The sequence below is a fragment of the Kitasatospora sp. NPDC048540 genome (assembly GCF_040651175.1).
GTDB lineage: Bacteria > Actinomycetota > Actinomycetes > Streptomycetales > Streptomycetaceae > Kitasatospora.
Genome location: NZ_JBEZIR010000176.1, coordinates 1 through 14,559, shown reverse-complemented (window position 1 = coordinate 14,559; position 14,559 = coordinate 1). Strand labels below are relative to the sequence as shown.

At 74.0% G+C, this 14,559-nt stretch carries 9 protein-coding genes; 3 read left to right on the top strand and 6 right to left on the bottom strand.

The window, feature by feature from the left end; translation table 11 throughout:
* From AB0D08_RS37530 to AB0D08_RS37520, 3 genes are all read right to left on the bottom strand, one after another.
* On the bottom strand, positions 1–1,101 hold a 1,101-nt coding region (locus tag AB0D08_RS37530), incomplete at its 3' end, for an alpha/beta fold hydrolase (RefSeq protein ID WP_359894832.1).
* Between the two features lie 396 nt (positions 1,102–1,497).
* Positions 1,498–2,706, bottom strand: coding sequence for an RICIN domain-containing protein (locus AB0D08_RS37525; RefSeq protein WP_359894830.1), 1,209 nt, complete (start codon positions 2,704–2,706; stop codon positions 1,498–1,500).
* Between the two features lie 730 nt (positions 2,707–3,436).
* The gene (locus AB0D08_RS37520; protein WP_359894829.1) at positions 3,437–3,898 is read right to left on the bottom strand and encodes a hypothetical protein; all 462 of its coding nucleotides are present in this window, start codon (positions 3,896–3,898) and stop codon (positions 3,437–3,439) included.
* 542 nt (positions 3,899–4,440) lie between these two features.
* Here AB0D08_RS37520 and AB0D08_RS37515 point away from each other — a divergent pair.
* Together AB0D08_RS37515 and AB0D08_RS37510 are read left to right on the top strand one after the other, a co-directional pair.
* Entirely contained in the window at positions 4,441–5,598 is a 1,158-nt protein-coding gene (locus tag AB0D08_RS37515) for a hypothetical protein (protein ID WP_359894828.1), read from the top strand.
* A 275-nt stretch (positions 5,599–5,873) separates the two neighbouring features.
* Positions 5,874–6,104 carry a hypothetical protein gene (locus AB0D08_RS37510; protein WP_359894826.1) on the top strand — a complete coding sequence of 77 codons (231 nt, stop codon included), beginning with the start codon at positions 5,874–5,876 and terminating at the stop codon, positions 6,102–6,104.
* Between the two features lie 66 nt (positions 6,105–6,170).
* Here the strand turns inward: AB0D08_RS37510 and AB0D08_RS37505 are convergent, their stop codons facing one another.
* The 3 genes from AB0D08_RS37505 to AB0D08_RS37495 all read right to left on the bottom strand — a co-directional run bounded on the left by AB0D08_RS37505 (position 6,171) and on the right by AB0D08_RS37495 (position 11,219).
* The gene (locus AB0D08_RS37505) at positions 6,171–8,180 is read right to left on the bottom strand and encodes a WD40 repeat domain-containing protein (protein WP_359894824.1); all 2,010 of its coding nucleotides are present in this window, start codon (positions 8,178–8,180) and stop codon (positions 6,171–6,173) included.
* A 69-nt stretch (positions 8,181–8,249) separates the two neighbouring features.
* Positions 8,250–8,459: a hypothetical protein gene (locus AB0D08_RS37500; protein ID WP_359894822.1), complete on the bottom strand. Its 210-nt coding sequence runs from the start codon at positions 8,457–8,459 to the stop codon at positions 8,250–8,252.
* Positions 8,460–9,923: 1,464 nt separating this feature from the next.
* Positions 9,924–11,219: an FAD-dependent monooxygenase gene (locus AB0D08_RS37495; protein WP_359894820.1), complete on the bottom strand. Its 1,296-nt coding sequence runs from the start codon at positions 11,217–11,219 to the stop codon at positions 9,924–9,926.
* 1,536 nt (positions 11,220–12,755) lie between these two features.
* On the opposite strand from AB0D08_RS37495, the gene AB0D08_RS37490 reads away from it, so the two are divergent.
* Positions 12,756–13,505: a transglycosylase family protein gene (locus AB0D08_RS37490; protein WP_359894818.1), complete on the top strand. Its 750-nt coding sequence runs from the start codon at positions 12,756–12,758 to the stop codon at positions 13,503–13,505.
* The last annotated feature ends 1,054 nt before the right edge of the window (positions 13,506–14,559 follow it).

Below are 14,559 nucleotides of genomic sequence, written 5' to 3'. Positions count from 1 at the left end.
CTTGGGGCAGGTGAGGTGGTCGTAGAGCTGTGCGGGCTGGCCCTTGAAGAACTCGTCCTCTTCGGCGTCGCAGACCAGGGTGGGGCACTGGATCTGCTCGGCGATGCCGTCGGCGAGGGTGTGGTCGAGGTAGGCGGCGCCGAAGGCGCGGGGGGTGTCGACGCCCATGACGTACATGCCGTGGTTGAACGCCCAGCGTGCGGTGGCGTTGTCGGCCATGACCGCGTCGAGGGCGGCGTCGAGTTCGGGGGCGCGCTCGGCGCGCAGCAGGCGCTCGGCCTCCTCGCGGTCGTGGGGGGTGAAGCGCACGGAGACCTCGCCGAGGTCGTAGACGCCGTCGACGGCTATACAGGCAGCCAGCCGGTGCTCGAACGCCGCCGCCCTGGGGGCGAGCAGGCCGCCCATGCTGGAACCCAGCAGCGCGATCCGGCCGTTGTCGACCTCCGGGAGGGTCTCGGCGAAGTCGATCACGGGGGTGATGACGTTCTCCCAGTCGGTCCGGAAGACCAGACCCTGGTGGTGGAGCGGACCGGGCTGGCCGGGACCGTCGAAGGCCAGCACGGTGTAGCCGCGCTCCACCGCAGCCAGCGCGCCACCGAAGTGCATCTCCTCGGCGGTGCCGTCGAAACCCGAGTGCATGATCACGGTCGGGCGCGGCGCGCCGGAGGTGTCGACCCGGTAGAGGTAACCGGGCAGCGTGGTGCCCTCGTAAGGGATGGCGACCGGCTCGATGATGGGGGTGAACAGCGCGGCCGCCGCCCGGAAGCAGGCCACGCTCCGGTCGTAGGCGTGGTCGTGGCGGGGGTCGCACGGGTGGCCGTGCAGGAAGAACTCCGCCGAACGGTAGTAGTTGGACGCCCGCAGGAACCCGTCGCGGGCGCTGACCTTGTGACCGGCCTTCAGTGCGCGCTCGGCCTCCTCCGCCACCCGCTCCGCGGTCGCCAGCCACTCGGTGTGCCAGCTGTCGTAGTCGCCCTCGACGATGCGCTCGCCGGTGGCGACGACCTCGCCGAAGTCGGCGCCGCCGTAGGCGATGTGGCTCATCGAGCGCAGGGTCTCGTACCAGAACTGGGTGTTGTTCGGGAACAGCAGGTTCTTCATGACGGCCTCCTCGGCATTAAGCACTGATCTGTGCTTGTGGTGAGGACTGTAGACCCCCGGGGCATCGTTAGGCAAATATCTGTGCTTGATGACCGCCGCCACCCCGGACGCCATCGCCCTGGACCGCCTCGCCGAAAGCACCACCGGCCCCGCACTCCCGACCGCAGGACACCGGGGTCCAACCGACCTGCCCGCGCGGCCTCACCTCGGCCGCACCGCCACAGCCACAGGCTCGCGGCCGGTACCGGCCGCGCCGGGAAACGGGGCCCACGCGTCGGCGGCCACGGCACTGCGGGTGAGGCCGATGCCGCATGAGGCCACCGCCTCCTACCGTCGACTCGCGGCCGACGGCCGACCGCCCAGGCCCGTCGGGGGCCTGGGAGGTCGGCCGACGGGTCAGTGGAAGTGCGGCAGGAAGCGCTCGCTCGGGGTGTGCGCGGAGCAGGGGTGCAACATCAGGATGCCCGCGTTGTCCACGCACAGGTCGGTGCTCTTGTGCTGGATCATCCAGGCGCCCGGTTCCTCGCTCCACCAGCTCAAATCGAAGATCTGGGAGTACGTCCCCTGGCAGTCCGACTCGCTCAGCGGCGACCCGTCGGAGGCCCCCGGGCCGCCTTCGACGCCGATGCACTTGCCGGTCGCGTTGTTCACGATGTTGAAGTCCCACTGGCCGCCGCCCGCGGCGTGCCGCATGGTCCACAGGCTCCCCTTTGCGTCGTAGGCGCCGGCGACCACGCGGGTGCCGTTGGCGTTGCTGCGCCTCTCGAAGCCGAGGAAGGTGCCGGGGTGGGCGTCGTCGACCAGGTCGACCACCGACCCGGCACCGACGATCCGCGTCCGGTAGTAGATCGGGTAGTGGTCGGAACTGCGGCCGGCGGTCCGCATGCCGCGGAAGTTGCCCATGCTGCGGGTGGAGATCATGTAGTCGAGTTCGCCGCCGCTCTGCTGGGTCGCCGCACCACTGTGGTAGACGAAGCCGTTCAGGCCGGCCGCCACGGTGAACATCCCCTGGTTCGGGTCGCGGTTGAAGTCACCCATCGCCGTCCACGCGTGTCCGGCGGCGGTCGCCTGCTGGGCGATGTTGCCGAGCAGCTCCGGCGCCTCGTTGTTGGCGCCCGAGGCGGCGGCATGGACGTTGTAGTAGATGTCGTCGTCGAAGCGCAGTCCGAGCGCGGGCCGGTTGCCGGCACGGCCGGGCGGGGCGACGAAGATCTCGTGGGCCATCGTGTGGGTGACGGTGGCCAGGGTGACCCGGTGCCCGGTCGGGTCGGTGTCCAACCAGTAGACGTAGCGGGAGCCCCACCGGAAGAGGTAGACCGTGTAGCCATTGTGGGAGGTCGTGCTCAGCAGCGACATGCCGTACTGGTGCGGGTTGGAGCCCGCCTCCTGGACGGCGACGATGTCGTTGTCGTTGCTGATGGCCCGAACGTCGCTCCAGCGGGCGCCCTGGGAGTTGTACGACGCCGTGGAGTGGTGTTCCGGCGTGTCCGCGTGGGCCGCGCTCGCGGGCAGGACGACCAGCGCGCCGACCAGCGCGGCCAGGGCCGGCAGGACAGCGAAGGCGCGGGTGCGGGTACGCAGGCGGGACAGGGTGGCAAGGGGCAAGGGGGGACCTCGGATTCCGGCAGGGCCGACAAAGGGAATGCGCGCGGGAGAACCGGGCGCCGGGGCCTGGCGGGGTGCCACCGGCTTCCCCGGCCGCCGGGTTTCGCGCGCCGTCCAGTACGGTATTGCCCGCCCATCAGGTCGTACCAGGCAGTAACACCGGCAGAACTGGCGGACCCTGGCTACTTCTGCCGACCTGCGCAGGGGATCGCAGCCCGGCGTCATGCGCTCCCGAACGGGTCCGCTCCGGCCGCATCCGATCGACGTCACCGCCTGCTGCGGCGAGTGATCCCGCGACTTGCGGTCGTTGACGAACCGGCACCGACCCGAGGCAGTACCGTCGTGGTGCACCAGGTGGCGCCGGGTTGGTTCTTGAACAACGCCATGGCCAGGCGGGTGCAGCCGACGCCGGGCCGGCTCGCGCAGCCCGCCGAGCACGGCGTCGAGTGGGCGTAGGCGGCGCTCGTTGGTTGCGCCGGGTGCTGCTGGCCGGCCTCGCGACGTGTGGGGTCGGCCGGCGGCAGCGTCTGCGGGTCAGCGGCGTGGCTTGGGAGTGATGCGGGCGTGGAGCAGTGCGGCGCGGGTGAGTCCGGTGCCTTGCTTGTGGTCCTCGTTGAACAGGGTGGTGAGCCCGTGCGGGGCGCTGTTCCACTAGGTGTCGAGGGTGATACGGGCTCCGAGGTCGTCGAGGAGGATGTTGACGACGTGAGAGAACTCCCCGGGGAGCTCGTCACCTGCGTTGCCCACCACAGGTGTTCCCCGGGGATGTAGGGGCCGGGTGGACGAACCCGTCCGTGGTCGTGATCCGGACGGGGCCGTACAGAACGATGGAGGCCCGCTCGCCGCGGCCGGGCGGCAGGGACAGCGGGACGTAGAACAGCCACCGGGCGGGGCTCTCGTCGTCGTCCTTGGTGCGACGACCGGCAATGTCGGTCGGGGGGTCGGTGAAGAAGGCCTCGACCGTCTTGACTTCGGCGAGGGTGACGTGGCCGGCAGTGGGATCGCAGAGGGCCAGGCGGCGGGCCCACCGCTCGACGACCGGGCTGTCGGTCACCGGACGCCGGCTGAAGCGCCCGAAGGGCAGCAGCTCGGGGTGGCGGGCGGCGCGGGCGAGGCGGTCGAACATGTCCTTGGTGTTGGGGTAGGACATCGCCAGCCCCAGGGACGGGCGGAAGAGACTGACGAAAACCATGTCGCCGTCGGCGGCCTCGGGGACGGCGTCGCGCTCGTGCCTGTAGTCGGTGCAGAGGGCGGTCAGGTCCGCGGTAACGGGGATGGTGCGGGGCTTACGGGCCTTAGCCAGCGCCCGGTTCGGACTATCGGTACGCCGGTGGATGCGGATGTGCGGGCCGTCGGTGGTCCAGCCGAGCGCGCGGGAGGAGGCGCGCGGGCTCGGTGGTGCGGTGCTCCGAAGCGGTCACCGCACCGGGCGCCGGGCGGCGCACCGGGGCCCGCGGCGCAGCGGGTGTTCCGGTAGGTTGGCGCGGCACTGAGAAAGCCGACGGCGGCACCACGGGCGGTGCAGCTCACCGTACGGGGCGCCGTCTGCCATCCCTGCTGGGGTGGGGTGCGCGGGGTGCGGGGTGGGCGGCGGCCCGGGGGTGGGTTGTCCGTCCATGGCTCTGGATCGGGCTCTCGTTGGGTGGGAATTTCCGACAAAGCGCCGGGTATTCGCGGGTGGGGCCGTACATTCGGCTGCTAAGAGCAGTGATTGACGATCCGGTGGGAGTGGTTGTGGCAAACGCCAGCACGGGCACGTTCGGTGCGGACAGCGGTGTGGGATCGACGGTCGCCCTGCTGAAGGAGCAGCTGCCCGCGGTGCGGGAGCGGCGCCGGCTGCTGGAGGAGCAGCTCGCTGCCCTGATCGCGCAGGAGAGCGCCATGGTCAGCGCGTTGGAAGGACTCGCGGCCCTCACCGGCATCCCTGTCGGCCGGCACCACAAGGACACCGCCGCCGCGGAACACACAGCGGCGGAAATCCAGGCGCAGGCGGAGACGGAGCCTGTCGGGCCCGGCGCGGCAGCAACGCCCTCCGGGGCCGGCGAGCAGGCCGCCGCGGATACCGCGCCCGAAGCCGAAACTGCGGCGGCGCAGCCCGCCCGCGGGCGCACCAGCGCACGCAAGGCCCCGGCCGGCCGGAAGAGCTCCCCGGCCGCGGTGGCCGACGACGCGGCCACACCCGACCCGGCGCCGGCGCCGGTCCGGAAGGCCGCCACCCGCAAGGCCCCGATCACCGCCCCGGGCGGGAAGACGGCGGCAAAGACCACCGCCGGGCCCACCCCGGAACAGGACACAGCACCCGCCATCGCCACGACGGCACCGGCGGCGGCACGCGGGAAGGCGGCCGCGGCCCGCGCCGCGACCGGTGGCGCGGCGAAGAAGGCGACGAAGCCCGTCACCGGCGCCGTCGGGAATGCCTCCGCGCCGGACGCAAAGCCCGCGAAGAAGACCGCCCGCCGGGCGGCCGTGGCGGCCGGTGAGGTATCGGCCCCGGCCGCGGACACCACCCGGACCACCGCCGAGAAGTCCGCCGGCGGGAAGGCGGCGAAGAGCGCAACGTCGGCCCCGGCCGCCCGCAGGAAGGCCGTCGCCGTCCCTGCGCAGGCCGGCCCGGCCGACAGCACCGCCCCGGGCGCGACCGCACAGGGGCGGCGCACGGGATCCGACCGGCGACAGGGCCTGACCGACGCGGCCGGTGTCCTCGCGGTCCTGTCCGCGGCCACCGCGCCGCTGCGGGCCCGCGAGGTCGCCACCACGCTCGGCCTGGACGACCTCGAGTCGAACGTCAACGCCGTCCGCACCCGGCTGGAGCGTCTCGCCAAGGCCGGGCAGGCGCAGCGGACCGGGCGCGGCCTGTACGCCGCCACCGCGACGGCGGTGGCGGCGGGCTGACCTTCCGGCGGAGATCCGGGAGGTGGCGCGGGTGTGCGGCGGCGCCCGACGGGGTGAGGTGTGCGTCTCGTCCCGTCGGACGCCACGCAGAGGTTGGCGCGGCGCGGGGTGTCCGCGTGCGGGGCTGCGAGCCCGGCCCGGGGGACGGCCGCCGGGCGGTTCGCGGTGCTCACGGCGCCGGGCGGGGCGGCAGTCGCCGGGCCGGGCCGCCCGGGGGCGCGGGGTGCGCGGTCGCCGGCGACCTGCAAGTAGTGCCCGGTGGGGAGCACGCCACCGTGGACTGCGTCAGCACCTTCACCGTGATCACCACCGACGACGACGGCTCCAGGAACACCGGCTACGTCGCCACCGACGGCAAGCCCTACCTCGTCAGGATCACCCACGACGGCGCCGAGCCCGGCGAGATGAACTTCACCAACTTCGACAGGCCCATCACCGTCCAGGCCCCGCCCGCCGACAGTGTCATCGACTACAGCCAGTTCGAGGCCAAGCTCACCACCATCTGACGGACCGACAGGTCCGACCCTCCCGAGGCCGGCCGGGGGCGGCAACACGCGGTGTGCGGTGCCCGGTCAGGTGATCTGGCGCAGCAGTACCTCCTCTCCCCCGCCGGCGGTGGCCAGCAGCCCGCCGTCGGGGGAGAACTCCGCCGACCAGACCGCATCGGCGTGGGCGTGGGCGTGCAGAGGCCCGCCGGCAGGCCGGCCGGTCGCGGTGTTCCAGAGCCGGACGGGGCCCGACTCGTCCACGACGGCGCACAGGTTGCCGTCCGGGGAGAGCGCGGCCGAGCAGGCATCCCCGGGACGGCCGCCGCGACGGCCGGGGTCGATGTCCGTCGGTTCCCAGCCGACCCGCCACCGTTGCAGGGCCCCGGTGTGGGTCACCGACAGGCCTTCGGTGCGGCCGGTGAAGAACACGGCGACCGTATCGACGGCCGGTCCGACGGTGATGTGCTCTCCGCTCGTCAGGTCCCACAGCCGCAGGGCGTCATCTGCGGGTGTCGCCGCCAGACATGTGCCGTCGGGGGGGAACGCCACCGAGTTGACGAGACCGGTGTGCCCGACGAGCGAGCGGGTCCGGCGGCCGCTCGCGGGGTCCCACAGGCGGATGGCCCGTTCGATTCCGGAGGTGGCGAGCGTCGCGCCGTCGGGGGAGAACACCACGCTGTCGATCCGGTGGCGGTCCGCTTTCAGGGTGCGGACGGCGGACGGCTTCGGGCCGAGCCGCCACAGCCGGGCTGTTCCGTCCTCCCCGCCGCTGGCGAGCAGCGCGCCGTCGGGCGAGAAGGCGACGGAGTTGACGTGGCCGTGGTGGCCGAGGAGCGATGTACCGAGTTGCCGGCCGCTCACCACGTCCCAGAGCCTGACCGACCCCTCGGTGCCCGCGGTGGCCAGCACGGCGCCGTCCGGGGAGAACGCGAGCGCGTGGACGTCGTCGTGCCGGGTGCGGATGGGTGGGAGCAGGAGACCCACCCGGTCCGCGTGGTGCCGCAGGGCGTACCGCACGGCCCTCTCGGACAGGCTCGAACCGGCCTTCCAGCCCTTCGGGAAGGGCTCCCGGACCGTGATCGCGCCGGCGGCGGCCGGACCCGGGGCTGCAGATGCGGCCGGGGCACCGCTCTCGGCCGGGGCCGGAACCGGGGCCGTCGCGCTGTTCCAGCAGCCACGCAGCCCGTCGAGGACCTCGCGGCCCGCTCCGGCCGCCGACAGTGCCCCGTGCAAGGCGCAGAGGGCGTCCCACGGCGGCAGTCGCACACCTCGCAGGTAGCGCGAGAGGCTGGCGGCACTGACTCCCGCGGCCGCGGCCAGACGGCGCTGGCGCAGCCCGGTGGCGACCAGCGCTTCCTGGAGCGCGCTGGCGAACGCCGCCACCCGCGGGGGTGTCCCGGCCTCGATCGGCCAGGTGCGCGGGGCGGCACTGTCCTCGGGCGCGGCGGGCGCCTGGGGGACGGGCGTTGCGGGGGTGTTCCGGGGCGCGGGACGGGTGTCCTTGCGGGCGAGCTCGTCGGTGCGCAGCCGGGCCCAGGTGTCGGTCCACGCCCTCGTGTGAGTGTCCGGCGCCTCGCCGGTAACGGACTCGGCCAGCATGCACGCGACCACGATGCCTTCGACGGCCCGGCGGCCGGGCAGGGTGGTGCGTTCGGAGGCGAGGGCTGCGCACAGGGTGGAGGCGGAGACCTGGCAGTGGCGGGCCATCCACTGGTAAGGGGGCTCGCCGGCCCAGATCCTCAGCTCGCGCAGGGCCTGGAGGAAGGCGGGGACGGTGCGGATGCCCCGGGGTGAGCGCGGCCGGTCGAGGACCTCGTAGTGGCGGGACGGTTCTTGGCGGTGGCGGGCGATCAGCCACTGCTCGCGCCAGTGCTGCTGGTCTCCCCCGCACGCCGCGGCGTAGGCAAGGGTCACATCCAGGCTGGGCAGTTTGGTGCCGGAGGCGGCCTCGGACAGCACGGTGGTGCCGTAGCCGCTGGCGCGGGCGACGGCGGTCAGGGGCGGGCTGCCGGCCGTGCGGCGCAGCCGGCGCAGTTGTTCGGCGAGGACGCGGTGGGGTGCGTCGGGGTGGATGGGGGTTTCGGGGCGGGGCACGCGCTTCCTCCTTCACCGCGGGTGGCGGCGCGCGCGTTCGAGGGCGCCGCCACCGGGTCGGGCGAGGGGTCAGCTGGTGCGGGCGAGGTCGCGGGCGGCGGCGCCGATCGCGATGACGGCCGCGGTGGCGGAGGTGATGTCGTAGCCGCGGGCGAGCAGGATGATGACGATCACGGTGGCGGGCACGAGGGCGGGCACGGTGCGGCGCCGGCCGGCGGGCAGGGGGATCTGCAGGGACGGCAGGCCGGTTGCGGGCACACGGGTAGGCAGGATGGTCACGGGTGGTTCCTCTGATCCGGTATGGATGTGCGGGGCGGTCACGGGATTGCCGGCCCGTGTCCGTTCCACCACTCTGGCACGCCCTGAAGGTCCGTCAGCGCCGTTTTGGGGGCGGTGTTTTCCGCCGATGTCCGCGAATTGTGGATGAGCGGTCCGGGGGCGGGCCGGTCCCGGGGACGCCGGGTCGCTTCCGTTCGGCGTACAACCCGCACCGGGGTGCAGGTCACCGGGGAGTGTTGTCCGCTTCCGTGCGAAGCCGTGCAGACGGACGGTTCCCTCTTCCGGCAACGCCTGGTGGCAGGTATCAATCATCAACAGATGCGCCGCCGGTCGTCCGGTCGGCGCCGGGAGACGTGTTCCCTCTGATCCGGGCACCCCTTCCATCCCTTCCCGGGGGCCTTCCGAATTGCCGCGGAAGCCCCGGCACCACCGGCGGCACCCGTACGAGCGGGGGCCGCCGTTCGGCGTGCCCGCGACGACCTGCGAACAGCACCCCCTCACCCCCCCTCACCCCCTCACCCCGGCATCGAGCGCACTCCCCCAGCACGCCCCGCCTCCCCCGCCTCCCCCCGCCTCCATCTGTCCCCGGCCACGGCCAGGCTCGGCCGGGCACATGACGGGAGGCGCGGCGGTGGACGGACCGGGAGCCGACGGGGGCGGCGGGCGGTGGCCGCTGCGGGTCAGGGTGTCGGGTGGGCGTCTGGACCACCGGGCCCGGTACCGGGCCGCGGCCGGGCGCCGCTCGGTGCGGCGGGTGTGGTTGGAGCTGGCCTGCGGCCGGCACCGGGTCACCGAAGCCGATCTGCAGCGGCCCCTGTCGGGAGCGGTCTGCCCCGGCTGTCAGCGGCAGGTAGCGGACGATGCCGACCCTGCCCGTGTACGGCGGCGGGCCGCCGAACTGGAAGAGAGCCGGGCCGCCCGGCTCCGCCAGGAGAGTCTGTTCCCGGCCCGGTCGGCGATCTGAGGCGGGTTGCGGGCCGGGCCGGAGACTGCAGTGACCGGTCGCCGCCGTGGCGGCGCGGGCTGCCGCGCGCTGTACCGCGGCCGGCGCCGCTTCGGAGCAACGGCAGCGGCCGCCGCGCCGGCCCGCGCACCCGCGGCCGCTCCACGGCCGTCCGGGCCGGGCGACCGCCGGTGCGGCGGGAGGCACCGTGGTCGATCGCGCCGGAGAGTACCGCCAGTTCCTGTGCAGCGCCCGATCCGACCGGCAGCACCACGTGGGTCAGGTCGCCCGCAGGCCTCCGGCCGGTCCTGCCCGCCCAGCGACCCGGAACCCGGTCGCCGCACTTCAGCCAGGCCCCGCAGGCCCTCGCAGGCCGCTGACGGATGGCCTCCCACACGTACGCGACGCGGCGGGCGAGGCCGTCAGCGAGCCGGACCGGCGTCTTCGGGGCCGGCCCGGCAACGGCAGCGCAGCCCGTCCAGGCGCTGCGCGATCGCCTCGTACGGCTCGCCGGGTGACACCTACGGTCCGGCGGGCGGGGTGGTCGGGGATCCGGCCGGGGCCGCGGAGTCCGGCACCCCGGCGTAGTCGGGCAGCTCGACGCCGTTGATCGCCCGCCCGACCAGCTCGGTGAACCACTCGCCGGCGAAATCGGGGAGCGGCTCGGCGTCCGGGCCGGGGACCTGGCGGCTGCGGGCGTTCAACCGGCCGATCTCCTGGTTGGCCTCGACGAACGAGCGCATCCGGGCCTCGTAGCGGGCGAACCCGGCGTCGGCATCCCATCCGGCGGCGGCCAGCTCCCCCGCCAGCAGGTAGGCGCCGACCAGTGCCAGCCCGGTGCCCTGTCCGGACATCGGTGACGAGCTGAACGCCGCGTCCCCGAGCAGCCCCACCCGTCCGCTCGACCAGCGCTCCATCACCACCTGGGCGACCTGGTCGAGGTAGAAGTCCGGGGTGTCGTCCAGGTGCGCCAGGATGTCGGGGGCCAGCCAGCCCAGACCCGCCATCCGCTCACGCAGCAGGCGCTTCTGGGCCGCGACGTCGCGGTAGTCGACGTCGGCGTCGCCGTCGCGCGAGGCGGAGTAGAACATCGCCATCGCCCGGGTGGCGTCCTGGATGGGTCGCAGCAGGACGGAACGCCCCGACTCCTGGTCCTGGTACTCCAGCAGCCAGCGGTCCAGGGCGAACTCGTTGGGCACGCTGTAGAAGGCCAGTACGTGTCCGAGGGGGCGCACGAATCGCTCGTGCGGCCCGAAGACCATCGCCCGCAGCTCCGAGTACAGCCCGTCGGCCCCGACCACCAGATCGAAGCGCCGCCGGCCGCCGCCCGCGAGGACCACGTCGACTCCGTCCGCGTCCTGGGCGAGCTCGGCGATCCGGTCGCCGAAGATGTACTCGACGTCGTCGCGGGTGTCGTCGTAGAGCACCTGGGACAGGTCTCCACGCAGGACCTCGATGTCCGCGATGAACCCGTCGCCACCGTCGTCGTCCGCGCGGAAGGTCTCCAGCACCTTCCCGTCCGCGTCCACGGTGTGCGCGCCGGCGGTGTCGGTGCAGGCGGCCCGGACCTCCGCGTCCAGCCCCATACGCCCGATGACCTCCTTGGCGACCCCGCGCGCGTCCACCGCCTGCCCACCGGGGCGCAGCCCCGGGGCCCGCTCCACCACGGTCACCTCCGCCCCCCGCCGGCGCAGCCAGTGGGCGAGGGCGGGTCCCGCGATGCTGGCCCCCGCCACCAACACCCTGGGACCGGGCACCGCCGTCTCCCGGTCACCCGTCCGGATCGCGCGCTCCGGCCCGCGGTCGTCGACGTCCATCACTGCCTCCCTGTGCTTCCTCCACCGACCGGCCGGGGGTAATCCGCCCGCCGGACCGCGGTACCTCGATCACTATGGCGCTCATCCTCGCGCCCGCCCCTGACACATGGCCGTAGAGCCGCGCAACTTCCCGTGTCGCGGCGGGTGCAGCTCGGCAGCCTCCGGACCCTGTCGGGTTCGTGCGTCGAAGGCGATACCCCTGGGCCCGATGGCGAAGCGGGGCCACCCGGCCGGCCGGACGGGGACAAGGACGGGGACGGGGGTGCAACGGTTCCCGAGATTGCGGCGCGCGCACCGGCTCTCCTCATCGGGTGCTGGTGTCAGGAGCCGCGTCATCGCCACCCACGGATGCTGTGGCGTGCCGGTGGGAAAACGGGAGCAGCGGCATCGGCTCGGCCGTAGGAGCCGGTGAGCGCGGGAGTCCTCCGGGGTGCTGATGGTGGAGGCGGGGCGTGGAGGGTAGTGCGCGGCGGTGGGCGCGGCGTGCGCGGTCGCCTTCGTCGACATCTCCTTTGCGGCGCCCGCCGGTGGGAGCCGTGGGCGCCGACGGTCACGGCGCTCCCGGACGGTGGTCACGGCGCGCGGACGGCAGGGGATCACCGTGGTCGGCGTCCTCGAAGGTGCCGCCGGCCGTGCCCGGCCAGGTTGGCAGCGTGGGCGACCGAGGCGCGGGGACGGGGTCCGGCGGGGGCTCGGGGCGAGGCGTCCGGGGGACGTTCCTGCGGCTCACACGCCTGACGGCGGTCACCCTGTCACCCGCGCCGCACTCCCCCGCACCGGTGACGGGAGGTGACGGGAAGAGGCCCGGGCCGGGCGCCCGCCGGACCCACCGCTCGTGGCCGGGGTGTGCGTAGCCCGGCCGGCGTGGCGGCTGTTCCCGGCGGTAGCAGTGGTACCGATGGGCGTACGTCTCTCGCCGACGGCGCGGCGGCCGGTCTCCTGCGCCGGGTACGGACCGGGCGGGGCATCACGTTGTGCGACCACTCTTGGCGTGATCGGTGGCGGATGTGGCCGGTGGGGCCGGTGCCGCCGAGGCTGTCACCGGGAGCGGGGACTCCAGGCGATGTGGTGACCGATCGTCACATACAGGCCGTTGCGGATGGAGCCCGCTGGCGGCTTCGCCGGGGTATTGGCGTGATCGGGGGCGCATTGGCGGCCTTCTCGACCATGAAAACCCCCACAAATAGGGATATCCCTGGCTCAATTTCGTGCTCATTACCGCCGGTAACCGTCAACTGACCTGCGGCGCAAGGGAGTTGCTTGATGACCGACCGCAACCACCCGTAGCTTCTTGGGCGGTGCAACGAGCACCACCCGGGTTCACCCGATGCACGGCCCGCCGGCCGACCTCCGGTGCGAAGGCCGTGCCCGCCGGCCGGCCGCGGCTCGGAACGGGCCGGCGGCGAGCAGGACCACCGGAGCGGCACGGCACGTCCCACACGTGCCCGGCCGCCCATCGAGTGCGGAGAGCGAAGCACAGGCCCACCCGGGCACGGCTCCCCGTATCCGCCCGGAATCTCTGTCGAGAGGATGCTCATGACTTCCGGTCACGAGACCGCCACTGCCACCACCTCCACCCGGACCACGACCACCACCAAGCGCAACCGGGTCCGCGCGGCCGTCGTCGCCGGCGCCGCCGCCGCGGCGCTGCCGGTGGCCGTACTCGTCCCGGCCCCCTCCGCCTCGGCCGCCTCCCCCTCCGCCTGGGACACCGTCGCCCGGTGCGAGAGCGGTGGCAACTGGTCGATCAACACCGGCAACGGCTTCTACGGCGGGCTGCAGTTCACCGCCGGCACCTGGCGCGCGTACGGCGGCACCGCGTACGCGCCACAGGCGAACCGGGCCACCAGGGCGCAGCAGATCGCCGTCGCCGAGAAGGTGCTCGCCTCGCAGGGCCCCGGCGCCTGGCCGACCTGCTCCAGGAAGGCCGGCCTGACCCGGTCCGGCGCACCGGCCCGGACCGACCCCGCCACCAGGACCGAGCCGGCCGCTCCCAAGTCCCGGCCCGCCCAGGCCCCGCCGGCACACAAGCCCCACCCGGGCCCCGCCGACGCCACGCGACCGGCCCGGACGCCGACCCGGTCGGCCCCCTCGGCCCCGTCAACCCCGGTCAACTCGCCGCGGAACGGCACCCCGACCGGCACCTACACCGTCAAGAGCGGCGACACCCTGAGCGAGATCGCGGCCAAGTTCGGCACCGACGGGCGAAGCCTGTACGCGAGGAACATCCGCACCATCGGCGCCGACCCCGACCTGATCTTCCCGGACCAGGTGCTGGACCTCTGACCCCCGGCCTGTCACCCCTCCGACACCTGGCCGGCTCCGGCGCACGACGCAACCGCCTCCAGGGGCGGCCGCCGACCGCCGGACGCCGGCGTACACGCCCGCCCCGGAACGACGCGATGGACGCCGGCCTGGCAGCTGTGATCGCGACGCAGGACACGGGCATGCCCGGCCGTCGCACCCGCACCGAGTGGGCGCGGTTCCGGCCGGCCGGCCCGGACTCCGATCGGCTCCCCTCCACGCGGACCCGGCCCGTACGACGGCGATCGAGGGCGGGGCGGGCGGGTCCGTCCATCCGCCCGGGGAGCAGCGCGGCGGCGACAGAGGCCCTGGCCCGGACGGCCGCGCACCGCTACCTGGCGACGTTCGTGTTCAACACCAGGTACTTCGCGCAGGGATGAGGGCGGCGGCCGCGACGAGCAGCAGCACCCGTTGAGTTCGATCCGGCGGTCGCCCGCGGCCGGGCGGACGCCGGCGGCGTGCCGGTGCCTCGAGGGCGGGTTCGCGCTCCGCCGTCGGGGCAGGTGCTTCGACGGGGCGCTGTGCGTCTGTCCGGGGTGCTCCCACGAGGTGGACGTCAGCGCCACGTCCTGGTCGGAGACGTCCGGCCCGGGACCGAGGAGCCTCACGGCGCCTCCGGCCGCCGATGCCGATGCCGATGCGGACCGGACGCCGGGTGCGGTGCTCGCGGCGCTGCCCGCCGCCGTCCGTCACTCGCCAGGCACCCGACGAACCGATCCGGACGCTTCTCCCGACCGGGGACCCGCCGGCCACTGCCGTTCCATCGGCACGCCCCGCCTGCCCGACCGGTGTGCTGGTCCCCTGTCGATCCCTGCCCCCATGGGTGTGCGGGCCGTCAGCGGTGGGCGGGGCGCGGCCCGCCGCTGTGTGGCAGGCGGGTCGGGCAGCGCGCAGGCCGGCATGCCGGGCCCCGGCGGGGCCGGAGACGGCGGTGCCCGGGTGTGCGGGGAGTACACCCAGGCACCGGGCTGGGCCTGCAGGAGGCGCTGCCGGACAGCGGGTACCGCTCGCTCACCCGGGCCGTGCCGATGCTGCG